Here is a 24,549-nt window from a genome sequence, read left to right as displayed (position 1 = left end):
GGCACAAAAAGACTTGCGCATTGTGCACTCAGTTGTCAGGTTAGCTCCGCGCGCTGACGGTTCTGGAGTCGTTCACCGCTATCCCACCCGGTCGCCGTGCTCCTGCCAATCGCAGTTCAGTCATTCTTGATCATTGATGTCGGACATGTGACCCTCGGGCTGGTGTCGTCGGCGGTGCGTGAGGTCCTGCGCGCGGTCTACATCTCACCAGTCCCATCCGGGCATGCCTTGCTGGAAGGTGTGATCAATGTCCGCGGTGAGGTCGTGCCTGTCCTCGACATCCGCGAACGCCTGCGTTTGCCAGCATCGCCGGTCAGCGTCGATCAGTTTCTCGTGCTGACGGAATCCGCGTCGCGTCGCGTGGCTCTGCGTGTGGATCAGGTAAGGGATATCATCACGCTCTCTCAAGAAGCCATCGCCGCACCAGAGCCGGAGCTCGAAGCCGATGCGGTCGCCGGCATCGCACGCACCGCCGATGGGGTCATGATCGTGTACGACCTCGACGCGTTTCTCACCGTGGAACAAGGACGGCGTCTCGACGCCGCACTCGCCGGGCTGTGAGCACCAGCGCGAGCGGCAAGGGCCACGCGACGTCGGTGGCGATGCAGCTCATCGCCCAGCTCGTGCGAGAACGCACCGGCCTGGTGTTCTCCGATGCGCGATGGTCGTTACTGGAACGCGGGGTCGGGGACACGATGGCCGCGGCTCGGCTGCCATCCGTTGCGCGGCTGTTGCAGCGCCTGGAAACGGACGCGACGTTGCTGAACGCACTCGTCGCGCGCATCACCGTCGGAGAAACGTACTTCCAGCGGGACGCCGCGCAGCTCGATCTGATTCGCGACACGCTGGTGCCGCAGCTTCGCGCGATCAGGCCAGCGGGACATCGGCTGCACCTGTGGAGTGCCGGATGTGCCACGGGTGAGGAGGCCTATACGCTGGCCATGCTCACCAGCGAGATGGGCATTCTGCCGACGCCGTCCATTCTCGGCACCGACATCTCCCGTCCGGCGCTGGCACGCGCGGTGCGCGCCCGGTACAGCCAGTGGTCGCTGCGGGGTCTGTCGGCCGAGGTCGTGGAGCAGTACTTCGCGCGCGATGGCGTGGAGTGGGTGCTGCATCCCGACATCGCCTCGGCCGTGACCTTCGCGCCACTCAATCTCGTGGCTGACGAGTACCCGCCCTTGGCCGGCGGCACCTGGGGGATGGATATCATCCTCTGCCGCAATGTGCTGATCTACTTCGATCGCGACGAAGCGCAGCAGGTCATCGCGCGGTTGCTCGATGCGTTGTCTGACGACGGCTATCTGGTGCTGGGCGTTGCCGATCCGTTGCCACCGCCGTCAACGGCCTGCGAACCGGAAGTGACATCGGCCGGTGTGGTGCTGCGCCGCCGTCCACGCAACGGTGCGTCCTCTTCAGAGTCGACGGCGTCGGCATTGTGGCGAAACTGCGAACGGGTTGTGGCGCCCCTGACGTTTACTCCCACCCCGTCACCGTCGGAAGGGTCTCGGGACGCTGCGCACGAGTGGCATCTTCCCCAGTCTGCATCACAGGCAAACGCGCAGCCGTGGGTGCCGCGCTCGATCGACGACGTGACTCGATCAAGCGACCCGCTGTCGCCCGACGCCACGTCGGCCAGCGATGTCGATGCCATGGAAGCGGCGTACCTCGCCGCGGACTACGCTACGGCCCATCTCGCGGCGCAGCGGATCGTGAAGCAGGGCCACGACGCGCGGGCGGCGGTGGTGCTGGTGCGCACGCTCGCCAATCGCGGGTTGCTCGATGACGCCGCGCGGTGGTGTGATGTCATGATCGGCGATCATCGCGAATGCACCGAGCTCTATTGCCTGCAGGCGATGTTCCTGCTCGACGCGAAACATCCGCAGGAAGCCGCGACGGCGGCGCGCGCGGCACTCTATCTCGATCGCACGCTGATCGTCGGTCACCTGCTGGTGGGTCGGGCGTTGCTTGGCATGGGTGACCATGCTCGGGCGCGTCATGCCTTTCGCCGTGCCGCGCGCTTGTTGGATGCACACCCTGCCGATGAACCGGTGCGCGCTGCCGACGGCGAGCGCCCCGAGACGTTGCAGCGTGTGGTGCGCGAACACCTGTCACTGCTGCACGAGGCCGCATGAGGACATCCGGCGACGCCGACCGGGCCATCCTGCTCGAACGGGCCGCGCAACTGGCGCAGCCTGTCGAGGTCGAGGCGGTCGCCCATGCAGAGATGCTGGTGTTCCTGCTGGCCGGTGAACGCTATGCCGTACCGGCCATGGCCCTGCGCGAGGTGGTGATGCTCACGCAGCGTGTGCCGTTTCCCGGTGCGGTCGCCCCCATTGTCGGACTGACCCTGTGGCGGGGGAGCCTGCTGCGTCTCATCGATGTGCGTGCACGCCTGGGGTTGCCCATGACAGCGCTCAACGATCTGGCACGCGTGTTGGTTATCGAGGGAGCGACCAGCACGCTGGGTTTGCTGGTGGATGATGTGCTGGAGATGCGACCGATCGATGTGCAGCAACTGGATGCGCCGGCCGTCGGTACCGTGCGACGCACGGAGCTGATTGTCGGTGTGACGCATGATGCGATTGCCGTACTGTCGGCCGAGCGCCTGCTCGACCTGGACCCCTGAGGAGGACTCCATGAAATGGACGGTGAGTCGAAGGATCGGCGTCGGATTCGCACTGGTGCTGGTGCTGATGCTGGTGGGCGGGGCACTCGCCAGCTTTGCGCTGCGGCGGAGTTCGACGGCGAGTGAGTTGGCGCTTGGCACGGTGCGCCATCGCCTGGTGCCGGCCGCACTCGCCCAGTCGGATTGGCGGCGGGCACGTGTCGACTACCTGCGACTGCTCGTGCAGTTTGACGCGGGGCTGATCACCTCCGCCGACAGTTTGGTGACAGCCGTCCGCGCGCATGCGGTGGGCCTTCGCGACTCGTCGGTGATGGAGCCGCAGGAACAGGCGCTCTGGGTCGAAGTGATTCGTGATCTCGACGAGTGGCGCGCGCGCGCGCGTGAAGTGGGAGAACTCGCGCGGACGGGCCGTCATGATGAGGCCGTGCGTCTGTTCAGCGCCACCGTGGGCCCGCAGGCTGATTCGATCGGCGCCACCATCATCACGGGGATCGGGATGGTGCAGCGGCGCACCGACCAGATTTCTGCTGACAGCATCGCGACCTCGCGGCGCATGCAGCTGCTCATCGCGATCAGCGGCCTGTTGTCGCTGGTGATCGGTGTCGTGGCGGCGATACTGCTCAACAACGCGGTGAGTGGTCCGCTGCGCGAAACGTCGGTGGTGTTGGCCTCGAGTGCGGCGGAGATCCTGGCCGCCACCACACAACAGGCCTCCGGTTCCAACGAGTCGTCGGCGGCGGTGACGGAGACCGTCAGCACCGTGGAGGAAGTCACACAGACCGCAGAGCAGGCGGCCGATCGCGCGCGCGTGGTCGCCGATTCAGTGCGGCGCACGGCGGAAATCGGCAAGTCGGGATTGCGAGCGGTGGAGGCATCCGTCGAAGGCATGGCCGCGGTGCGAGAGCAGGTGGAAGCCACCGCTACCAGCATCATCTCACTGGCCGAACAGGCGCAGGCGATCGGGGAGATCATCGCCAGCGTGAACGACATTGCCGAACAGACCAACCTGCTCGCGTTGAATGCGGCGGTTGAAGCGGCGCGCGCTGGCGAGCACGGACGCGGGTTCGCCGTGGTGGCAACCGAAGTGAAGAACCTCGCGCAGCAGTCCAAGAAGGCCACCGTACAGGTGCGCCAGATTCTTGGCGAGATTCAGCGGGCCACCAACGCCGCGGTCATGGTCACCGAACAGGGCACCAAACAAGTGGCGGTGATGGATCGACAGGTGCGCGACGCTGGCGAGACGATTCGCACCCTCGCCGACGCCGTGGCCGACGCGTCGCAGGTCGCCGCACAGATCATGGCGTCGGCCGGTCAGCAGGCCTTGGGCATGAGCCAGATCCGCGAGGCGATGGGCAACATCCATCAGGCCACGCAACAGAATCTGGCCGCCACCAAACAGGCCGAACGTGCGGCGCAGGACCTGAATCAGTTCGGTGGTCGCCTACTGGAACTGACCGGTGCGACGATGCGCCATCACACGGCGACACGCGCGTGACGGTGCCTGACGGCCTCGCTGCCCGACTGCGGGCTACCTTCATCGGTGAGCTCGAGGAGCAGGTCGTCGAGATGAATACGGCGCTGCTCGCGCTCGAGCAGCAGCCGACCGACGCGGATCAGATCCGCGCCCTGTTTCGTGTGGCACACACGGTGAAGGGCGCGGCGCGCGCTGCATCGGTGACCATGGTGGAGCATGCGTGTCATGCCCTGGAAGCCTTCCTGGCGCGTGTGCGTGATGGGTCGGCGACCCTGGGCGCGCCGCAGTTCTCGGCACTTTTTGCGGCCGCGGATGCGTTGAATGAGGCAGCGGTGCGGCTGCGCGCCGGGCGTGAACTGACGCGTGACATGTCGCTGCATGCCTGGTTCATCGGCTTCGATCCGGGTGTGGGGCATTTCACCGCACGCAGCCGGACCGCGCGCCCTCAGTCGCTGCGACCGGGGACCAGCGCGCCGGAGCCTGCCTCGGCATCGACTTCGGCATCGACTTCGGCATCGACTTCGGCATCAGCAACGCCGACCGCTCCGACGAATCCTGGAGTGCAACCTTCCCAGCTCCAGGAAGCGGCGCCCTCGAGTACACGCCCAGGGGGAGTTGAGGCGAAGACGAGCGCCGGACAGCCGGTCGCGATCGAGTCCGATTCGGCGACTCCCATGGGCGCACGTACGGAACCTGCCAAGGCGGCGACTGCAGCGAGCCCCGTTGGTGAATGGGCGCTTGCCGGCGCATCGGTTACGCCGTCTATACCGGCCACTGCGTTGCGTTCCACTGATACGCCCAGCGCGCCCGTGCCGGCGGTGCGGACGGCCGAGGCGCCCGTGCGCATCAGCGCGGACCGACTGGATCTGTTGCTGGCTACTGCTGGCCAGCTGCTGGGTGCACGGCGTGACGCCAGTGAACATGCCGAGGATCTCGAATCGCTACGCACACTGGCCGCGCGCTCTGCGGTGGAATGGAAGCATACCACGCGCCGCCTGCGACTCGCACTCGGTCAACTGGCGGACACGCCAGACGCCTTGCGCTCCATCCAGCGCACCGAGGAGCAACTGCGCGAGTTCGCCATCCGCACCGAACGACTGACCACACGCACCCAGCGTCAGCTGCGGGCGCTGGACACGCTGACCGACGATGTGCTGGATCAGGTGCGCCGACTGCGCATGCGGCCCTTCGCCGATGCCTGTGCGGCGTTGCCGCGCGTGGTGCGCGATGTGGCCGGAGACACCAAGCGCGTGCGACTGGAGATCGTTGGCGGTGGTGTGGAGGCCGATCGTGCAGTGCTCGATGGCCTGCGCGAAGCGTTGCTGCACACCGTGCGCAATGCCGTTGATCATGGCATCGAAACGGTCGTGCAACGCGAGGCGGCGGGGAAATCGCCGGAAGGGTTGATCGTTGTCGCCGCCACGTTGCGCGGCGATCGGGTCATCGTGACGGTCACCGACGATGGTGCAGGGATCGATGCCGAAGCGGTTCGTTCCCGCATGGTCAGTCGCGGCTTCATCGCCACCGACGACGAAGCCGTCGCCACCGCGCTGTTCACGGGCGATCTATCCACCCGTTCCACGGCGACGAACATTTCCGGTCGAGGTGTGGGCATGGACCTCGTGCGGGCCGCGCTGGAACGCGTGCGTGGTACGGTGTCGCTCAAGTGGACCACCGGCCGCGGCACCACCATCACGCTCGCGTGCCCGCCCACGCTGGCCAGCATTCGCGCGGTGCTGACTACCGCGGGGCATCAGGTCATTGCCATTCCCACCGCCGACATCGAGCGATTGTTGCGTGTGCCGGCCTCGGCACTGCATCGCATCGAGGGACGGCAGGTGGTGATGGTGGACGATGTGGCACTGCCGCTCGCCGTGTTGGCGCAGCTGCTGCCGCCCATTGTCGAGCAGCCCGTGGCCTCACACGCGCTCATCGCGCTCGTGCAAGTTGGGGCGCTGCGCGTGGGGCTTGTGGTGGACGCGTTGGTGTCGGAAGAGGAGATCCTGCTACAGCCATTGTCCGATGGCGAACGGCGATCGCCGTTGCTGAGTGGGGCAGCCATTCTCGGCTCGGGTACCATCGCGTTGGTGCTTGATGCCGCCGCCGCCGCCGCCGCGGCACTCGAAGTCAGCACGCGGCTGCCGGAGCAGGCCGACGCCCCAGTGGTCGATCGTCGCTACAAGGTGCTGGTGGTGGACGACTCCATCACCACTCGCGCGCTCGAGCAGGGCATTCTCGAGGCGGCGGGCTACGAAGTTCTCACCGCAGTGGACGGTGCGGACGGTTGGCGCAGCGTGCAGGAGTTTGCGCCGGATCTGGTGGTCAGCGATATCGAGATGCCGCGCATGGACGGCTTCGGTCTGTGCGAGGCCATCCGCAAGTCGAAACGCTTCCGCGACCTGCCGGTGGTGCTCGTGACGGCACTTGAATCACCCGAGCACCGCGCCCGTGGGCTCGATGTGGGTGCCGACGCCTACCTCGGCAAGTCGACGTTTGATCAGCGTGGGCTCCTCCAGGTCGTGGCGGAGCTGCTGGCATGAGCACGTCTGACGTGGTGCGCGTGTTGATCGCCGAAGACTCTGCCACGCTGCGCGACTTGCTGCGGGGCATTCTCGAGAGCGATCCGGCCATCACAGTGGTGGGTGAGGCCCGCACGGGGGCAGAAGCGGTGTCGATGGCATTGGCGCTCGATCCCGACCTCATCATGATGGATGTGCACATGCCGGTGATGGATGGCCTGGAGGCGACGCGTGAAATCATGAGTCGCCACCCAACGCCCATCATCATCGTGTCGTCCAGCAGCACGGCTGACGATGTCAGCATGTCGCTCGAAGCTGTGTTGGGTGGGGCGCTGCTGTTGGTGCGGAAGCCGGATGATCCCTCGTCCGACGACTTTGATGCTCGGCAAAGTCACCTGGTGACGATGGTGAAGGCGCTGTCACAGGTGAAGGTGGTGCGTCGTGCACCGGGATTTGCGCGGGCCAGTGGTGTGCAACGCGCCATTCCCGCGCCGCCGGATGCCGGTGTATCGCGCCGATTACCGGTACGTGGACCTCGTAGTCCCGCGCGTGTGGTGGCGATTGCCGCCAGCACGGGTGGGCCCGCCGCCATCGCGCGCATTCTGCGCGCGCTGCCGGCCGACTATCCCATCCCGATTCTCGTGGTGCAGCACATCGCACTCGGGTTCGGTTCGGGATTCGTCGACTGGTTGGGGACCGTATGTCCCCTCTCCGTGCGCGTGGCGCAGCACGGGGAACGTCCATCCGGGGGCGCGGTGTACGTGGCTCCGGACGACACGCAGTTCGGCCTGCAGGCCGATGGAACGATGTTCGTGGACACATCTCCGACGATCGGCGGATTTCGCCCGTCGGCGACCTCGCTGTTCGACTCCGCAGCACGTGCACACGGAGCCGGTGTGGTGGCTGTCATCCTCACCGGCATGGGTAGTGATGGAGTCAGTGGCCTTCGAATGGTGCGTGCGGCTCGTGGCTTCGTGATCGCGCAGGATGAAGCCACGTCGGTCGTGTATGGAATGCCACGTGAGGCAGTTGCAGCGGGCACGGTGGATGTCGTGCTCCCGCTCGATGACATTGCCTCCATGCTCATGACGTTGAAGGAACCCCGCCCGCAATGAGTCACCACATCCTCGCTGTCGAAGACAGCCCCACCCAAGCGGAGATTCTCCGGCACCTGCTGGAGTCCGCAGGGCACGATGTCACCGTGGCCGTGAGCGGTGAAGCCGCCCTCGAGCTGCTCGCCTCCACCCAACGCCGGTTCGATGTCGTGGTCAGCGACATCGTGATGCCTGGAGCGGTGGACGGATACGAGCTGTGTCGCCGGATCAAGGCGAGTCCGCACTACCGCACGCCGGTGGTGCTGCTCACCAGCCTCTCGGATCCCATGGACATCATCAAGGGGCTCGAGTGCGGGGCTGACAACTTCTTCACCAAGCCCTATGACGGTGCGCACTTGCTGGAGCGCATCATGTGGCTGCTGGACACGCGACGCGCACGTCGACGCGGCGCGGTACATGTGGGGCTGCAGGTGTACTTCATGGGCCGGGAGTTCACGATCAGCTCTGAGCGCGAGCAGATCCTGGACCTGCTCATCTCGACGTTCGAAGACGCGGTGCGGCAGAATCACAGCCTGCGGCAGCGCGAAGCGGAGCTCGAGAGTGCCCGTGCGGAACTGGCGCGCTACGCCGGTGTGCTCGAGACCGATATCGAGCGCTTCTTCGAGCTGTCCACCGACTTGATCTGCCTCGCGGGCACGGACGGCTACTTCTCGCGTCTCAATCCGGCGTGGGAGCATTTGCTCGGCTGGTCCGATGCAGAACTCAAGGCGCGGCCGTACATCGACTTCGTACACCCCGATGATCGTGATGCCGGCCAGGCGTCGTTGTTCCAGCCGGGTGAAGGGCGCGGTACCATGCAGTTCGAGAACCGGTATCGCTGCCGCGACGGCAGCTATCGGTGGCTCGAATGGCGCGCCATTCCGTCGCCCGATGACGATGTGGTCTTTGCCATCGCGCGTGACGTCACGCAGCGCCGTGAGGCCGAGCGCATTTTGCGTGTGCGTTTCCAGCAGCAGGCTGCTGTGGCGGCACTCGGGCAGGCGGCTGTGGAGATGTCCGACCTCGAAGCCTTGTTCGACGCAGCCGTGTTCATGGTCGCGGAAACGCTCGATGTGCCGATGGCTCAGGTGCTCGAGCTCACGGGCAACGGCAAGCGCATCGAGGCGCGCGCGAGCGTGGGCTATCCACGTGACGCGAAGGCGATCGCGATGAGCACGGGACCACATTCACTGGCCGGCTACACACTGCAGCAGAACGCGCCGACGATTCTTGTGAACGCCACTACGGAAACGCGTTTCGAAATCGGCGCCGATGCGGAAGCGAACAAGCTGCTTTCCGCTGCCGCCGTGATCGTCCCGCTGCACGGCCGGCCATACGGCGTACTCGAAGTGGGGGCCACTGACAGCCGTGCGTTTGGGCAGGACGATATTCACTTCCTGCAGTCGGTCGCGCACATCCTTGGCTCGGCCATCGACCGACGCCGGGCTGATCATGCGTTGCAGCAAAGTCAGCGCATGGAGTCGGTGGGCCGCCTGGCTGGTGGTATCGCACACGATTTCAACAACCTGCTCACCGTCATTCTCGCTCACAATCAGTTTGTGGCGGCGGCATTGCCCGACGACGACACGCTCAAGCACGATCTGGCGCAGGTCGACAGTGCGGCCACGCGCGCGGCGAGTCTCACACGTCAGCTGCTCGCATTCAGCCGACGGCAGGTGCTGGCGCCGAAGGTGCTGAGTCTCAACGACACCGTGGTGGACATCGAGCGCATGTTGCGGCGCGTCCTGGGTGATGATGTGTCACTGCAGGTGCTGCTGGACGAGACACTGCATCCTGTGCTCGCCGACCCGGGGCAGATCGAGCAGGTGGTGATGAACCTCGCCGTGAACGCCCGCGACGCGATGGCCACCGGTGGCACCCTGTCGATCAAGACGAGCAACGAAGACATCGACGCGATCTTTGCTGCGCAGCACGAGGGCGCGTCGCTCGGGCCTCACGCTGTGATCTCGGTGTCGGATACCGGTAGTGGCATGGATCGGGAAACGCAGGCGCGGATCTTCGAACCATTCTTCACCACGAAGGGGCCGGATCGCGGTACGGGACTCGGTCTGGCCACGGTGTACGGTATCGTGACGCAGAGTCGTGGCACGATCGGCGTGTACAGCGAGCTCGGACGCGGTTCCACGTTCAAGGTGTATCTGCCGCGGGCGCAGCATGCCGAAGTGGTGCAGACACCGGTGGCGGGTCGGGTCATCGCACCGACCGGCGGGGCGGAGACCATTCTGCTGGCCGAAGATGAAGACGGCGTGCGGCACATCGCCGCACGACTGTTGCGCAGCTTCGGCTACACGGTGCTCGAAGCCAGCAACGGTGAGCAGGCGTTGGCCATCGGCACGGCCCATGTAGGACACATCGACCTGCTGGTGAGTGACGTGACGATGCCGCGCATGGGTGGTGGCGCGTTGGCCCGTGAGCTCACCGCGATTCGACCCGAGCTCAAGGTGTTGCACCTGTCCGGCCATGTGGACCCCGGCGTGATTGAGTCGGGGCTGTTCACCGGCAATGCGGCATTCCTGCAGAAGCCGTTCTCGGCGGAGACCCTGTCGCGGAAAGTGCGCGAAGTTCTCGACGCGCCGCAGTAGTCGAGTACACAAACACCAACGCCCCGCCGCGTCTCCGGAAACCGGGCGCGGCGGGGCGTTTGCATGGTGCCGAACTGACGGGACGCGGCTACTGGATGCGCTGTAGTGCGAGCTTCACCGCCGCGTAGGCGTCGACAATGCCACCGGTGGCGGACAAGGCGTCGAACGCCACCCGCTGGCCTTCACCACCCGGCTTGTCGACCTGCTGGCCGGGAAACTTTCGCACCGATTGCAGCAGGATTTCCTTGACCTGCGTGGCGGTGAGATTGGGGAAGTAGGCCATCAGCAACGCGGCCACGCCGGACACCACCGGTGCGGCCATGCTGGTGCCGCTCTCGCGCTTCACGCCACCACCCGGTACGGTGGAGAGAATGTCCTCACCGGGGGCGAACAGATCGACGCGGGCCTTGCCGTAGTTGGAGAAGCCGGCTGCCAGCTTGTCCTTGCCCTTCCATGAACTTGCGCCCACTTCGATCCACGTCTCCACTCGCGCGCCGTCCACGGTGACACTCGTGGGGAACGAGGGGCTCACATCGTTGTTCTCTGCATCGTTGCCTGCCGCGTGCACGAGCAGCACGCCCTTGCTGGCTGCGTAGCGCATGGCGCTGTCGACCGTGGCCTTTTGCGGCGACCACGCCTTGCCGAAGCTCATGTTGATGATCTGGGCGCCGTTGTCCACGGCATAACGCACGGCGCGGGCGATGTCCGGATCGCGCTCGTCGCCATCGGGTACTGCGCGCACACCCATCAGGCGCACATTGGGCGCGATGCCTTGCACTGGATTGCCCGCGCCACGCACCGCGCCGATGATGCCGGCGACATGTGAGCCGTGCTTCGCGTCAGGACCCATGATGTCGCGCGCACCGGCGCTGGGTGCGGTGGCGTGCGGTGCAAACAGGGTGTCGAGCCCGTAGCGCGCCTGCGACTCGTAGGCCTCCTTGGCCTCCGCGATGGCGGCCGCGTCAAGCCCGTTTTCGGCGAGCTGCAGCCAGATGCCCCGCGCCTGCTCCTGCATGGCGTTGGTGGGCTTGAACGTCTCGACGCGTGCGCGCGTGATTTCACCGGGGATGGCCTGACGAAGGATGTCGTTCACCTGCGACAGCGTGCGCTCGATGTTGCGGATCTGGCCGAGTGTGCCGGTGACCTTCTCGACCTGTTCGCGATAGGCGGTGCGCACGGAATCACAACGAGGCTGCGCCGGCTTGGGGATGCCTGCACCCGCGGCCTGGCCACCACACGCGGCATAGAGGCGTGTGACTTCGAAGGTGTCGTGATGCACTGATTCGCCGTTCGTCATGACGGAGAAATTCCAGCCGAACACGTCGTCGACAAATCCGTTGTTGTCGTCATCCCGGCCATTGCCAGCCACCTCTTTGGGATTCTTCCAGAGGGACGGAGCGAGGTAGCGATGCACGGTGTCCACGCCACCATCGATCACCGCCACCACGACACTGCGCTGCGGCGCACGGCCGGCCAGCAGTTCACGCAGGGCGCGTTCGGATCCCACGCCGATCACACCGTCCGTTTCCGCATCGAGGCGATGCCAGTCCGCGCGGGCACTATCGGGCGCGGCGGCCGGCGGCGGAGCGGGCGTGACGGTCATCGGCGGCTGCACCACCGGCTGGGTGGGCTGTCCACTTGGAGCGGGCTGCTGAGCCGGAGGCGCACCAGCCCGCGCGCAGGCACCAAGAGTCGCGCTCAGAATGAGCGAGAGAGCGATCGCACGGGACATCGAAGTGGGGTCAGGGAAGCATTGCGGCTACCATGCGTACACCGCACGATAGCCGTTGGTTTGTCCCTCCGCGAACTTCGCGACCCCGCCCGCCTAGCCTTCGGGGGGCACGCAGGAGAGGGAGTCCCGCGGTACGCCGGCCCCGCGGCGCCATGGTGGCATCGAGCGCTGTCCCACGGGGTCGATATCTGGCGGGGGAGCGGTGAAGCCGTACATCAGCACTTGCTGCAACTCGGCGGCGTGCTGGGCTCTGGGGCCGCGTCCCTTGATCCAGTTCACCGCGCACACGTTGTCGATGAGTGCAACGCCCGGCGCAATCTCGAGGAACTGCGTGGTGACCTGCACGGTGCGGATGCTGCGCAGCTCCCGGGGCAGCCGGTCCGGGCGACTCATCTCGAGCTCCATGCGACGCAATTGCGATGTCGCGCTGTCCAGAAAGAACGCGCCATGCACATCGGGAGACGACAGGCGGTCGGCCGCCCGGACATCGAGTCGGTACCAGGTTTCTCCCTCATGCGTCGACGTGCCGGCGTAGTGAAAACAGTGATTGCGCACAAACACCGCGTCCGCGAGGTCGAGCAAAGTGGGTAGGTGCATCGAGTAGTCGTTGCGACCTCCCGTTCGATCGCGGCGGACAACATTGCCGGGCTTGTATTCCACGGCCGATGCACCGGGCACACGAATGCTGTCCACACGGAGGATGGTCATGCCACGGTCCATCAACTGCCCAAAGGCGCGGGTTTGCACATAGGCAAACGGATATTGCTGTACGAGCAAGCGATATCGATCGGCGTTCTCACGGAGCAAGTTGGCGAGCTGTGCGACCTCGGGAAATCGTGTGCTGTCCGGGAGCCCGGGGCGCTTGCATGGTTCGACCGGACGCACCAGCATCGAGGACAAGCGCACCGGCACTTGCACCAGTCGCACATCCAGCGTCGTGGTCTGGGCGGCGCTGATGTTCACCGTGCGACGTTCAGGGACAAATCCGAGTCGCCGGATGAGGACTTCGTGTGAGCCAGCGGGCACCGCACCGAGAATGAACGTGCCGTTCGCTCCCGAAAAACGTTCGATGCCCAGGGCAGGGATGGAGATGACCGCGTAGGGCAGCGCCACATCGGTGGGTGCGGCGCGCACGATGCCCTGAAGTGCACCCTGTGGGGTGGCCACCGCTGGTGCCTGCGATGCCAATGCGCGGGGAAACGCGATGGCGATGGTCCACAGCCCCAACGCACACAACGTCAGGTTGGCAACCCGAAGAACTCGTGGCCAAAACCGGCCAACGTGGCGAGCACGTCGGACCGACATTGAAGTGATCGAGAACGTCATGGCCTGATAGCTACTGTTTTTCCAGTAGACGCGCCAGTCTGGAGCGTCATCTCACGATTCTGGGACGGAATACATCCATGATCTTGCGAAGTCACTCATTGAGCAGCAGAGATAGGGAACGCCATGCGGAAAGCCGGGGCAGGCGGTGACGGAATTGTCACGACCGGTGTTGTTGTCGCAGACTGCGACTTGGAGGATGTATGCACAAGCGTCGCGTGAGACTGACCCTGTTCGAGTCGACGCGTCGTGTCATGCCCTGGCTGCTGGTGCAATGGCAGCTGATGGGAATGGGTTCGATGGCCACGGCGGTTGGCGCTGTCGCGGCGTTCAGCACCGTGCCCATCCAGCTGCCGCCACCCGCGGCGGACGCCCTCGTGCGCTTTATCGCACCGCCCAAGCAGTCCGCACCTGCGCCCTCCACTGAACGCCTGAGCTTTATCGGGCTGGGTGTGCCGTCCGAACAATCCTCGGGTGATTTTCAGGTGCCCGAGCCCGACGGCACCGTCCCTGTGGCCGCCAAGCAGGGCGGTGACAACGGCTTCGACGAGACGCCGACCCCTGAAGTGGTTTCCGAACGCCTGCTTACAGAAATCGATGTCGATTCTGCCGCGGCGCTCGATCCGACGGCGGTCGGACCGGATTATCCGGTGAAGATGCTCGAGAAGAACATCGAGGGCCTCGTGCTGGCGCAGTTCGTGGTAGACAGCCTCGGGCACGCCGACATCGCCACGTTCAAGCTGCTCGAGCCCGCCGATCCCGAGTTCGTGGTGGCGGTCAAGGCCGCGTTGCCGCGCATGAAGTATCGCCCGGCTTCCCTGAACGGTCGCCCGGTGCCGCAGCTCGTGCAGCAACCCTTCGGATTCCGTATTCGCCCTCCCGGCGCAGGCTGATCGCCGATGGTGTGAGGTGTCGGTCGCCGATGGTGGCCGACGTCTCACGCGAACGTGTACAGCGAGAGATATTGGGAGCGCATGGCGTTCCCGTCCGTACTCTCTCCGTTGGAGCTTTCGCGTGGATACCCCTCTCGATGTGTTGGCGCAGGCCGAGGCAGAACTTGCGGCCATGGACTATGACGAGACGGCGACCGGTCTGGATCGCCGCCAGTTCATGTTTCGCACGCTGGTCGCCGCGGCGGCGAGTGCGTTCGGTGCGCCGGCCGTTGCGGGCGCACAGGGGCTGCGTGCTCCGCTCGCAGACATCGGTGGATTGTGGACCGAGTTCCAGCCACCCGCGCAGCAGCCCGCCGTCCCGCTTGGCAATGGCGAAGCGCCGGCGCTGCAGTTCATGCCCTACCCGGAAGGCACTGGCGCGCTGATGGAGAAGCTGGTGCGCCAGCGTGGCGCGTCGGTCTTCAATCGCGCGACGTTCGCGGTGGAGAAATGGAGCGGTACGGTTCCCACCGATCCCGAGGCGCTCGCCTTCCTGCCCGCCCATCGCATCTCGGCGCTGATCAAGGCCCGTCGCATCACCTCGCGCCAGATCACGGATATCTATCTCGAGCGCCTCAAGCGTCTCAATCCGCAGCTCAATTGCGTGGTGACGCTGATGGAGACATCGGCGCGGGCTGAGGCGGACGCGATGGACGCGGAGCTCAAGGCCGGCAAGGATCGTGGTCCGCTGCATGGTGTGCCGTACGGCATCAAGGATCTGTTCGCGACGAAGGGTGTGCCCACGTCGTGGGGTTCGCCGGACTTCAAGGACCAGGTGTTCGACTACGACGCTGAGATCGTGACGCGGCTGCGCAACGCCGGTGCGGTGTTGCTCGCAAAGCTGTCGACGGGTCTCTATGCGCAGAACGATTGGTGGTATGGTGGTCGCACCAACAATCCGTGGAACCTCAACATCGGCGCGAGCGGTTCATCGGCGGGACCTGGTTCGGCGACCGCCGGTGGGTGCGTCGCATTTGCCATCGGCACTGAGACGCAGGGCTCCATTGTCTCACCGTCCATCCGCAATGGCATCAGCGCGCTGCGCCCGACGTATGGTCGTGTGACGCGGCACGGCGGCATGGTGCTTTCGTGGTCGCAGGATCGGGTCGGCCCCATGTGCCGCACGGCGGAAGACTGCGCGATGGTGTTCAACGTGCTGCACGGTGTCGATCCAAAGGATTCGTCCACCGTCACCACGCCGTTCAACTTCGATCGCAACATCAAGCTCGCGTCGCTGCGCATCGGTGTGGACGCAGGGGCGCCCAAGGAACTGGTCGACCAGCTCAAGGCCCTTGGCATGGCGCCGCGTGAGATTACGGCTCGCCCGACGGTCGGCGGAATGCAGGGTGGTGGCCTCAACGTGGAGTACGCGGCCGCCTTCGATTTCTTCGTGCAGAAGAAGGCCAAGGAGTTTGGTCTCGACCTGAACAAGTTGCCCGAGCGCACCGGCAACAACGGACCATTCGGCAATACGCCACCGGCGCGTCCGGCCGGCATTGCTGCCGACGCGACCAATCCCATGGCCGGTGCCGACTGGAATCCCCGCTTCGTGGGCGGTCGTCAGACGCTGGGCTGGGAGTTCGTGCAGAACCAGCGCCGTCGCCTGCTGCTGGTGCAGGCGTGGGGCAACTTCATGAAGGATCTGGACGGCTTCATTGGCGCGCCACAGGCCGACGTCGCGCCGAACGCGCAGACGGGCCATCCGTGCGCGGTGCTGCCGTACAAGTTCGATGTGCCGAGCTTTGGGGGCGGCGGACCGGGTGCTGCAGCAAATGCCAACACGCCGGCGCCCACGTACAAGGCCCAGCCGATCTGCGCCGTGATCACCGGCAATCTCTACAACGACGACATCATCCTGTCGGTGGCGCACCAGTTCCAGAAGGCGACGGACTTCCATACGCGTCGTCCGACGATCGGTTGAGTATGCACGACTCCTACGCTCCCGTCGGCGTGCAGCCTGCCCACCGGGAGCGGGTGGTGCAGTTGCTGTCGGTGGCGTTCGCGAATGATCGCATCTCGATGGACCAACTCGACGAGCGACTCGCCGCGGTGTATCGCGCGCAGTCGCTCGGGGAGCTGGAGTTGTTGCTGGTGGATCCCATGAATCCCGCCGGCTCACTCGCGATGGAGTCCACCGTCACCCGCATCGCGTCTCCCGCCGTCGTGCCCGAGCGCGGCGTGGCGGCAGCCATCATGGGCGGCTTTCAGCGAGAGGGACCGTGGATCGTGCCACGTCACCTCAAAGTGACCGCCATCATGGGCGGTGGCGAGCTCGACTTGCGTGAGGCGCGCCTCGGACCCGGTGTGACGGAAATCGAAGTCTTCACGCTCTGGGGCGGAGTGGAGATCATCGTCCCGGACGGGGTGCGCGTAGACATCGTGGGTATGGCGTTCATGGGCGGCTTCACCATCCGTGGTGGAAGCGCCACCGATGATCCTCATGCTCCGGTGCTGCGGGTCAGTGGCCTTGCCGTGATGGGCGGGGTGGATGTGCGTCGCAAGGATCGCGGTCGTCAGGGTGAGAAGCGCTACAAACAAGCGCTCGACCGGGCGAAGAAGGTGCGCGATCGCGACGGCTACTGACGCCAGCATTGCCCTCCCTCCTCCTCTCCCTCCCGAATGTCCTTTCCTCAGCTTCCCAGCCGGCACGCGACGTCCGGCCCTGAACGTGCGCCTCATCGCGCCTTCTACTACGCGATGGGACTCACGGCGGAAGAGATCGCCCGTCCCATTGTGGGTGTGGTGTCGAGCTGGAACGAAGCGGCGCCGTGCAACATTGCGCTCAAGCGCCAGGCCGAAGTGGCCAAGCGTGGTGTGATCGCCGGTGGTGGTACGCCACGTGAGTTCACCACCATCACGGTGACCGACGGCATCGCGATGGGACATGCCGGTATGAAGGCCTCGCTGGTGAGCCGCGAGACCATCGCCGACTCCGTGGAGCTCACCGTGCGCGGTCACTGCTATGACGCGCTCGTTGGCATCGCGGGCTGCGACAAGTCACTGCCGGGCCTCATGCTGGCCATGGTGCGTCTCGATGTGCCGTCAGTGTTCCTGTTCGGCGGTTCCATCATGCCGGGGCGCTACAAGGATCGCGATGTGACCGTGCTCGATGTCTTCGAAGCGGTGGGATCCTACGCCGCCGGTGGCATCACGCTCGATGAGCTCACCGCACTCGAGAAGGTCGCGTGCCCCGGCGCCGGCGCCTGTGGTGGTCAGTACACGGCCAACAGCATGGCGTATGTGTCAGAGGCCATTGGCCTGGCGCTTCCGGGCTCGGCGAGCCCACCGGCCACGTACGAGTCGCGCGATGCCTTCGCCGAACGGGCGGGGCAGGTCGTGATGGATCTGGTGCGCAGCGGCCTGCGTCCTCGGCAGATCGTCACGCGCAAGTCCCTCGAGAACGCCGCTGCTGTGGTGGCGGCGACGGGTGGCTCCACCAACGCCACGTTGCACCTGCCGGCACTGGCGCACGAAGCGGGCATTTCGTTCGATCTGTTCGATGTGGCCGAAGTGTTCAAGCGCACGCCACTCATCGCCGACCTCAAGCCGGGTGGCAAGTATCTCGCCAAGGATGTGCACGACATCGGCGGCGTGAGCATCGTGCTCAAGTCGCTGCTCGACGGCGGCTTCCTGCACGGCGACTGCATCACGGTGACGGGCAAGACGCTGGCCGAGAATCTGGCGGATGTGGTGATCCCGCAGAACCAGAAGGTGGTGATGCCGGTGTCGCAGGCGATCTCGCCGACTGGTGGCCTCGTGGGGCTGCGCGGCAATCTCGCGCCCGATGGTGCCGTGGTGAAGGTGGCGGGGCTCAAGCATCTCACGCACAGCGGCCCGGCACGCGTGTTCGACAGCGAAGACGATTGTTTTGCCGCCGTGATGGAGCGCCGCTACACAGCAGGCGATGTGCTCGTGATCCGCTACGAAGGACCGGTCGGTGGGCCGGGGATGCGCGAGATGTTGTCCACCACATCGGCGATCTACGGACAGGGGCTCGGCGAATCCGTCGCACTCATCACCGATGGCCGGTTCTCCGGTGCAACCCGTGGCATGTGCATTGGCCACGTCGGTCCGGAGGCGGCGGTGGGTGGCACGATCGGATTGCTGCGCGATGGTGACATCATCGACATCGATGCCAGTGCGGGCACATTGTCGGTGCGGCTCACGGATGAAGAACTGGCGGCGCGTCGTGCTGAGTGGACGCCGCGCAAGACGGACTTCCAGAGCGGTGCGATCTGGCGCTATGCGCAGACGGTGGGGCCGGCGCGCTATGGTGCCGTGGTGCATCCGGGTGGGCAGGCGGAGACCCACGTGTACGCGGACGCCTGACGCTCACGTCCCAATGGTGGCCGAGCGGTAGCTATCGTGGTGTCCGCTCGGCCAATGCCTTCCGCATTTGCAACACGAAGCGCGCTTTCTGCGTTTCGTCGAACCAGGGCACGCGGTTGGCGTTGCTGATCGCGCTCTCGATGGCCCTGCGCGCCTCGGCCTGATTGCCGGCCGCGTCGTAGGCATCGATCAACAGCGTGTAGCCGTGCATGACTTCGGGGAATCGGTTGTTGTACCCACGGGCGCTGGCGACGGCGCGTTCACCGTTGCGGTTCCCCAGCCACGCGCGCACCGCCAGCGCCTGTTCGTCAGGAGTGGTTCCCAGGCTTGTGCCACGCGGCACCTGAAAGGCTCGGTCGCGCGTCGCCACTCCATGTTCGAGCACCGCGTCGGCGTCGCCGACACGCTTGGCGAGGCTGTCCGCAAAGGGGGCAGGCAGTCGCCACAGGCTGTCGCTGAACACCGCGCGCAATCCCATCGGAATGGTGATCAAGGGAGCGCCGGTGTGGTCGAGGCCGGGCGCATCCACGCGTGTGATGCGCCACGTCGCGGGGCGCACCGGCGCGAGAGCGGCGAGCAATCGATCGGCGTTGGCCAGTGATCGCGTCTCCAGTGTGCCGGCAGATACCACGAGCCATCGCGGCGCCGTTGATGTCTCGCGGCGCGCGCACTGGACGGTCGCGTCGAGCAGCGAATCGGGCAGTGACGGGCTGATGGCGATCACTGCGGGGAATGCCGCGCCGGCCCGGCACATGGCACCGAGGGCGAAGCGCCCGCCGAGTGAGTGGCCGATGAGCGTCCGGAACGGGGCCGTGCGGAAATCCTTGTCCACCTTCGGCAGTAGCTCGTCGGTGAGGAAGCGCAGGAAGGCGTCCTCTCGCCGAACCAGGTCGTCGGACCGATCACCCTGCTCGACGGCCACCACAATCTGAGATGGCATGGCAATGGGATGCTGCGCGCCCGTGAGTTCGTAGCCCGCGGAGGCCACGGTGATGTCGTTGAACGCCTTGACCTGCCCGTCGAGCAGTACCACCACGGGATAGCGTCGCTTGGCCATGCCGTAGCCCTCGGGGAGGTGCAGGTGCACCACCCGTGTCTCGCCCAGCGCGGCGGAGGGCACCCGTATCACCCGCGAATCCTGTGCGCGAGGCGTGGCTGTGGGCACCGCGAGTGTCAGGCCCAGGGCGGCGGCACGGACCAATGGAGAGCGGGACAGTCGAAGCATGCGGCGGCGGGCTGGAAGGCTGGGAGCGCGTCGCCTGAAATGTGATGCCGGGGGACGAGCCGCGGGATGCCGAGACCGGTCGCCCAAGTCCGGTCCAACGCGAAACGGGGGCTGCCGCGTTTCCCACTGGGACCATGAGCATCCCCTCGGCGCCAGCGCGGAAACTGTTCCCGACTGGCGCAGCCACGCCATCGCATCCATGATGTGCCGTGTTATCACCCCGGAGGATCCCATTCGGGATCCCGGACCGGAATCCCGTACCGGAGGCGACCAGATGACCCGTTCCCCCGTGTCCCGTGAAGCAACCTGGGGCACTCTCATGTGTGTGGCCGCATTGGCCAGCGCGACGACGGCGTCGGCGCAGGGGAAGCGTCCGATGTCCTGGGTCGACGCGCAGTACATGCGCAACGCCGGCGGCGCGGAGGTTTCGCCCGACGGCAAGCAGGTGCTGTACACGCTGACCACGCCTGACTGGAAGGAAGCCACGAGCCAGAGCGACATCTTCGTGGTGGATGTCGATCGTGGGCTGGCCAGCACCAAGCAACTGACGTTCACGACGGCGAAGAACGAAGCGCAGCCGCGCTGGGCACCAACCGGCGGCTGGTTCGTGTTTCTCTCCAATCGCGAAGCCCCGGCCGCGCAGGGCGGACAGCAGCAGCTGTTCCTGATGCGGGCCGATGGTGGCGAAGCGCGTCGTATCACGGCCGCCACGGCTGGTGTGTCGACGTTCGAGTTCACGCGTGACGGGCAGTGGCTGATCTATCGCAGTGGCCGCAGCAACGAGGAACAGCTGTATGCGTTGCCGGTGGCGTCGCTGGCCAAGGGGACGCCGCTCGACTCTCTCACCCCGACGCAGCTGACCAAGCATGCCACGGGTGTGGGCACGTGGCGTCTGTCGCCGGATTCGCGTCGCATCTACTTCACCACCGCCGACAGCGTCGATGCCGATGAGAAGGCGCGTCGCGACAAGAAGTTCACGGTGGACGTGCGTAATGCCGAAGTGCCGGTGGCCGCGCTGTGGGCGTTCGACATCGCCTCGCGCTCCGAGACGCGCCTGACCAAGGATGCGACGCAGGCCGTGTCCGGCTTCACGATCTCGCCTGACGGACGCTGGATCGGCTTCAACGCGACGCCGAACGACCGCTACAAGCGCAATGTCACCGAAGAAGGCATCTACGCTGATGTGTACCTGCTGGACACACAGGACAACAGCGTCGAGCGCCTGACGAAGAACGAGGAGACCTCGGAGAGCGCCCTCAGCTTCTCGCCGGATTCCAAGACGATCGCGTTCTCGGCGTCGGACGACATGACGCGCTTCAACATGAAGAACCGCCGCGTGTACCTGCGCGACGTGAGCGCGAAGGGCCAGGCCTTCCGCAAGATCGGCGACTACGACGGCGATCATTCGGTGAACTTCTGGTCGCCCGATGGCCGCACGATCTATTTCAGCACGGGCGCCAAGGCCACGACGCAGCTGTTCTCGCTCGATGTGGCGTCGGGCAAGACCACGCAGCTCACCAACGTGGACGGCGTGCTCAGCGTGTCGTTCGAGGAAGACAGCAAGCGCTACCTGATCAACTATCAGGACCCGACCACGCCGCCGGCCGTGTTCACGGTGTCGTCGCTGGATGCGGTGAAGAACCGCTCGTCGTGGGTGCAGCTCACCGACGCCAATCCGTGGGTGCGCGAGCAGTTGTCGCTGGGCGAAACCAGCGAGTACACCTGGACGTCGAAGGACGGCAAGAAGGTGGGCGGCGTGCTCATCAAGCCGGTCGGCTACCAGCCTGGCAAGAAGTACCCCCTGCTGGTCGCCATTCACGGCGGGCCGGCGGCGGCCGACCTGCTCAGCTTCAATGGCGGCTACGGCGCGCAGACGTATGCCGGCAAGGGGTGGGTGGTGCTCATGCCCAACTACCGTGGCTCGACCAACTATGGTGAAGCACACAAGGTCGGCATCGTCGGCAACTACTTCCCGCCGGGCTACAACGACATCATGACGGGTGTCGATGCGCTCATCGGGCAGGGTCTGGTGGACAGCACCAAGATGGGTGTGCTGGGCTGGAGCGCGGGTGGCCACTGGAGCAACTGGATCGTCACGCACACCAATCGCTTCAAGGCGATCTCGAGCGGCGCGGGCACGTCCAACTGGATTTCGATGTACGCGCAGAGTGACATGCAGCGCAATCGGCAGCATTATTTGGGTGACAAGTTGCCGTACGACGACTTCGAGGCGTACTGGCGGCAGTCCCCGATCCGCTACATCCGGGCGGCCAAGACGCCCACGATGATTCACGTGGTGGAAGGGGACCCGCGCGTGCCGAGTCCGCAGAGTGTCGAGCTGCACATGGGGCTCAAGCGGGTCGGTGTACCCACGGAGTTGTTCATGTATCCGGGCTCCTCGCACGGCATTCCCGATGCGCGGAACCGATTGCTGAAGAGCACTGCGGAGATGGCATGGATGGACTACTACGTGCTGGGCTCGGGCAAGAAGTTCTCCTGGCGCGATGTGCTCCAGACGCTGGAAGACCCGAAGGCCGAGAAGAAGGTCGAGATCAAGGGGCCCTGAACGGGCTTCATCGCAGACCAGTTCACCGGGTACGCGCCTCGCAGCGCGTGCCCGGTGGTAGGGCCGGTGTCCTGTACTGGCCCGCTTTGGTTAGACCAATGTTGAAGGTGTGGACTGATTGCCATCACGACGAGAGCGCAATGAACCCCCTGAACGTGAATCGCACGAAGGACGTGGGCTTTCCTCTCCAGCGTATTGCGTGGCTGATGATGACGTTGGCCATGGTTGTGGCGCCGTCGGTGGCGTGGGCGCAGCGCATCACCGGGCTCATCACGCGCGACGCGACGAACACGCCGGTGGCAGGGGCGGTTGCGTTGCTGTTGGATGCCTCGCGCGACTCGGTCCTCGCGCGCGGCGTGACATCCATGGCGGGTCGGTTCGTACTCACCGCACCAGCAGCGGGCTCCTATCGCATCCGGGTGTTGCGCATCGGGCACAGTCCGGTGGTGCAGGGGCCATGGACGGTGAACGCGGGTGGCACAACCGACGTGCGCATTGCAGTGGGAGAAATGCCGGTGCAACTCGCGCGTTTCGATGTGCGCGCTGAATCGCGATGCCAGAACAATCCAGGTCCTGAGACGCTGGCTGGCCAGCTCCTCGCGGAGACGCGCACGGCCTTCCTCGCCAGTATCTCCGCGTTGCCCGACGGCGAACCACGCGCGTCATATCGTCAGTACGTGCGCCCCGAAAACCTCAAGGGTGAACCGATCGGTGCCGAAGAAGGCAGCACCATCACGCGAGCGAGCGCGCGTCCCTTCATGAGTCTGTCGCCCGACTCGCTCGCGCAGGTGGGTTACATCTCCATCGATGGCGACAGTGTGATCTATCGGGCGCCGGATGCCGAGGTGTTGTTGTCGCCGCGCTTCCTCGAAACGCACTGTTTTCAGGTGGTGGAAGGTGTTGGCGGAAACACGGGCGCGATGGGCATCGCGTTCAAGCCAACGGCCCGCAAGCGGGGAGTGGTCGATATCCGGGGCACGATCTGGATGCGCCCCGACTCCGCGGTCCCACGTGTGGTCGAGTTTCAGTACGATCCCGTCAGCCGTGACGAAGCGGATGCCCGGATTGGGGGCATGGTGGAGTTTGCCACGACTTCGTTCGGCACGTGGTTCGTGCGCTCGTACGCACTGCGCATGCCGCGACTGGTGCTGCATCGCATCAATGCCGTACTCGGCCGCCGTCCGGTGGCTGGTCGGGTCAATCAGCAACTGGACGGCATCGTGGTGAGCGGTGGTGACGTCCTGGATGTCCGGGTGGGGCGGCAGACTCTGTTTCTCGACAGTGCCGCGCTACGGTTTGCCGACTCCGAGACGGAAGTAAACGCGGCACGTCGATCAGCCATTCGATCATTCGACGCAGGAAGCGGCGTCTCCGTCCCGGACTCCGTCGCCAGGGCGATGGCGCGACTGACCGTGCGGGTGCGTTCGGCCAACGACAGCACGACCCGCAATGCGGAGGTCGTGGTGTTGGCACGAGGCACCGAGACGGTTCGCCGCACCGACGCGTTTGGCGCGGCGCGCTTTGAGGCGCTGCCCCCGGACACTATCGAGCTGCAGATCCGCCAGGTGGGCTTTGAGGCGGAAACACACGTGCTGCTGCTCGCACCGGGAGACAACGAGGCCTCTCTGCAGATGCGGGCCACGGGTACGGTGCTGGACAAGGTGCACACGGTGGCGGCGGCGCCCCTTACGGCGCGCGAAGCCGAGATCGACAAGCGAATCCGCGACGGCGTGCCCAATGATTTCATACGGCGCGAGTACATCGACAAGGTCAATCCGATCGGGCTGCTGCAGATGATCCAGCGCATGAACGGCGTGTCGATCGGCACTACGGTAGAAGGCACACGCGTGCCGATTTCGAACCGTGGCAGTCGTCCAAGTCTCTTGACGCCGGTCAGGCAGTGCGTGCTGCGGGTGATGGTGGACAACATCCTGCTGCCCGAGAAGACGGATCTCGACGCCATTCCCCCCGTCGATGTCTGGGCCATCGAGTTGTTCCATCCGGGACGCCTTCCACCGCAGTTTTCCGGTATGCGCAATGATCTCTGGTGTGGACTGATTGCCGTATGGACCCGGACGAGTTGAGATCTGAGCCCATGGTGTTTCTGCGCAGAGTCCTGACGC

The 24,549-nt window shown here is 65.5% G+C and carries 16 protein-coding genes; 13 read left to right on the top strand and 3 right to left on the bottom strand.

Features of this window, described 5'->3' with window-relative positions; genetic code table 11:
* The first annotated feature begins 96 nt into the window (after nt 1–96).
* From VGE27_RS08975 to VGE27_RS08945, 7 genes are read left to right on the top strand one after another with little or no spacing between them, the layout of a single operon-like run.
* Nucleotides 97–561, top strand: coding sequence for a chemotaxis protein CheW (locus VGE27_RS08975; protein ID WP_331049312.1), 465 nt, complete (start codon nt 97–99; stop codon nt 559–561).
* The gene (locus tag VGE27_RS08970) at nt 558–2,135 is read left to right on the top strand and encodes a protein-glutamate O-methyltransferase CheR (protein WP_331049311.1); all 1,578 of its coding nucleotides are present in this window, start codon (nt 558–560) and stop codon (nt 2,133–2,135) included. Before VGE27_RS08975 ends, VGE27_RS08970 begins: the two co-directional genes overlap by 4 nt.
* Nucleotides 2,132–2,629: a chemotaxis protein CheW gene (locus VGE27_RS08965; RefSeq protein ID WP_331049310.1), complete on the top strand. Its 498-nt coding sequence runs from the start codon at nt 2,132–2,134 to the stop codon at nt 2,627–2,629. Before VGE27_RS08970 ends, VGE27_RS08965 begins: the two co-directional genes overlap by 4 nt.
* Nucleotides 2,630–2,639: 10 nt before the next feature.
* The gene (locus VGE27_RS08960) at nt 2,640–4,124 is read left to right on the top strand and encodes a methyl-accepting chemotaxis protein (RefSeq protein WP_331049309.1); all 1,485 of its coding nucleotides are present in this window, start codon (nt 2,640–2,642) and stop codon (nt 4,122–4,124) included.
* Nucleotides 4,125–4,126: 2 nt separating this feature from the next.
* A complete protein-coding gene (locus tag VGE27_RS08955) occupies nt 4,127–6,643 on the top strand; it encodes a hybrid sensor histidine kinase/response regulator (RefSeq protein ID WP_331049308.1) in 2,517 nt (838 codons plus the stop codon).
* Entirely contained in the window at nt 6,640–7,737 is a 1,098-nt protein-coding gene (cheB, locus tag VGE27_RS08950) for a chemotaxis-specific protein-glutamate methyltransferase CheB (protein ID WP_331049307.1), read from the top strand. Before VGE27_RS08955 ends, cheB begins: the two co-directional genes overlap by 4 nt.
* On the top strand, nt 7,734–10,319 hold the full coding sequence (locus VGE27_RS08945) for a response regulator (protein WP_331049306.1): 2,586 nt from the start codon (nt 7,734–7,736) through the stop codon (nt 10,317–10,319). Before cheB ends, VGE27_RS08945 begins: the two co-directional genes overlap by 4 nt.
* 88 nt (nt 10,320–10,407) lie before the next feature.
* Here VGE27_RS08945 and VGE27_RS08940 read toward each other — a convergent pair whose 3' ends face one another.
* Together VGE27_RS08940 and VGE27_RS08935 are read right to left on the bottom strand one after the other, a co-directional pair.
* Entirely contained in the window at nt 10,408–12,051 is a 1,644-nt protein-coding gene (locus VGE27_RS08940) for a S8 family serine peptidase (protein ID WP_331049305.1), read from the bottom strand.
* Nucleotides 12,052–12,144: 93 nt separating this feature from the next.
* The gene (locus tag VGE27_RS08935) at nt 12,145–13,278 is read right to left on the bottom strand and encodes a carboxypeptidase-like regulatory domain-containing protein (RefSeq protein WP_331049304.1); all 1,134 of its coding nucleotides are present in this window, start codon (nt 13,276–13,278) and stop codon (nt 12,145–12,147) included.
* A 299-nt stretch (nt 13,279–13,577) separates the two neighbouring features.
* Here VGE27_RS08935 and VGE27_RS08930 point away from each other — a divergent pair, with 299 nt between their 5' ends.
* The 4 genes from VGE27_RS08930 to ilvD all read left to right on the top strand — a co-directional run bounded on the left by VGE27_RS08930 (nt 13,578) and on the right by ilvD (nt 18,635).
* Nucleotides 13,578–14,267, top strand: a complete 690-nt coding sequence (locus VGE27_RS08930; RefSeq protein ID WP_331049303.1) for an energy transducer TonB — start codon at nt 13,578–13,580, stop codon at nt 14,265–14,267.
* 121 nt (nt 14,268–14,388) lie between these two features.
* Nucleotides 14,389–16,227 (top strand): amidase, encoded by a 1,839-nt coding sequence (locus VGE27_RS08925; protein ID WP_331049302.1) that lies wholly within the window; start codon nt 14,389–14,391, stop codon nt 16,225–16,227.
* A 2-nt stretch (nt 16,228–16,229) separates the two neighbouring features.
* Nucleotides 16,230–16,889 carry a DUF1707 SHOCT-like domain-containing protein gene (locus VGE27_RS08920; protein ID WP_331049301.1) on the top strand — a complete coding sequence of 220 codons (660 nt, stop codon included), beginning with the start codon at nt 16,230–16,232 and terminating at the stop codon, nt 16,887–16,889.
* A gap of 36 nt (nt 16,890–16,925) precedes the next feature.
* Nucleotides 16,926–18,635: a dihydroxy-acid dehydratase gene (gene ilvD / locus VGE27_RS08915; protein ID WP_331049300.1), complete on the top strand. Its 1,710-nt coding sequence runs from the start codon at nt 16,926–16,928 to the stop codon at nt 18,633–18,635.
* Nucleotides 18,636–18,666: 31 nt separating this feature from the next.
* Here the strand turns inward: ilvD and VGE27_RS08910 are convergent, their stop codons facing one another.
* Entirely contained in the window at nt 18,667–19,860 is a 1,194-nt protein-coding gene (locus tag VGE27_RS08910) for an alpha/beta hydrolase (RefSeq protein ID WP_331049299.1), read from the bottom strand.
* 274 nt (nt 19,861–20,134) lie between these two features.
* On the opposite strand from VGE27_RS08910, the gene VGE27_RS08905 reads away from it, so the two are divergent.
* Nucleotides 20,135–22,426, top strand: coding sequence for a S9 family peptidase (locus VGE27_RS08905; protein WP_331049298.1), 2,292 nt, complete (start codon nt 20,135–20,137; stop codon nt 22,424–22,426).
* A 140-nt stretch (nt 22,427–22,566) separates the two neighbouring features.
* Nucleotides 22,567–24,510, top strand: coding sequence for a carboxypeptidase-like regulatory domain-containing protein (locus VGE27_RS08900; protein WP_331049297.1), 1,944 nt, complete (start codon nt 22,567–22,569; stop codon nt 24,508–24,510).
* Nucleotides 24,511–24,549: the final 39 nt, after the last annotated feature.

This window comes from Gemmatimonas sp. (genome assembly GCF_036405635.1).
Classification (GTDB): Bacteria; Gemmatimonadota; Gemmatimonadetes; order Gemmatimonadales; family Gemmatimonadaceae; genus Gemmatimonas.
This window is presented reverse-complemented; position numbering and strand designations above follow the sequence as displayed.

Bases quoted from the DNA above. Each gene is read 5' to 3' on its own strand.
- VGE27_RS08965 (WP_331049310.1), top strand. From the start codon at position 2,132: ATGAGGACATCCGGCGACGCCGACCGGGCCATCCTGCTCGAACGGGCC.
- VGE27_RS08960 (WP_331049309.1), top strand. From the start codon at position 2,640: ATGAAATGGACGGTGAGTCGAAGGATCGGCGTCGGATTCGCACTGGTG.
- cheB (WP_331049307.1), top strand. From the start codon at position 6,640: ATGAGCACGTCTGACGTGGTGCGCGTGTTGATCGCCGAAGACTCTGCC.
- VGE27_RS08945 (WP_331049306.1), top strand. From the start codon at position 7,734: ATGAGTCACCACATCCTCGCTGTCGAAGACAGCCCCACCCAAGCGGAG.
- VGE27_RS08940 (WP_331049305.1), bottom strand. From the start codon at position 12,051: ATGTCCCGTGCGATCGCTCTCTCGCTCATTCTGAGCGCGACTCTTGGT.
- VGE27_RS08930 (WP_331049303.1), top strand. From the start codon at position 13,578: ATGCACAAGCGTCGCGTGAGACTGACCCTGTTCGAGTCGACGCGTCGT.
- VGE27_RS08920 (WP_331049301.1), top strand. From the start codon at position 16,230: ATGCACGACTCCTACGCTCCCGTCGGCGTGCAGCCTGCCCACCGGGAG.
- ilvD (WP_331049300.1), top strand. From the start codon at position 16,926: ATGTCCTTTCCTCAGCTTCCCAGCCGGCACGCGACGTCCGGCCCTGAA.
- VGE27_RS08910 (WP_331049299.1), bottom strand. From the start codon at position 19,860: ATGCTTCGACTGTCCCGCTCTCCATTGGTCCGTGCCGCCGCCCTGGGC.
- VGE27_RS08905 (WP_331049298.1), top strand. From the start codon at position 20,135: ATGACCCGTTCCCCCGTGTCCCGTGAAGCAACCTGGGGCACTCTCATG.
- VGE27_RS08900 (WP_331049297.1), top strand. From the start codon at position 22,567: ATGAACCCCCTGAACGTGAATCGCACGAAGGACGTGGGCTTTCCTCTC.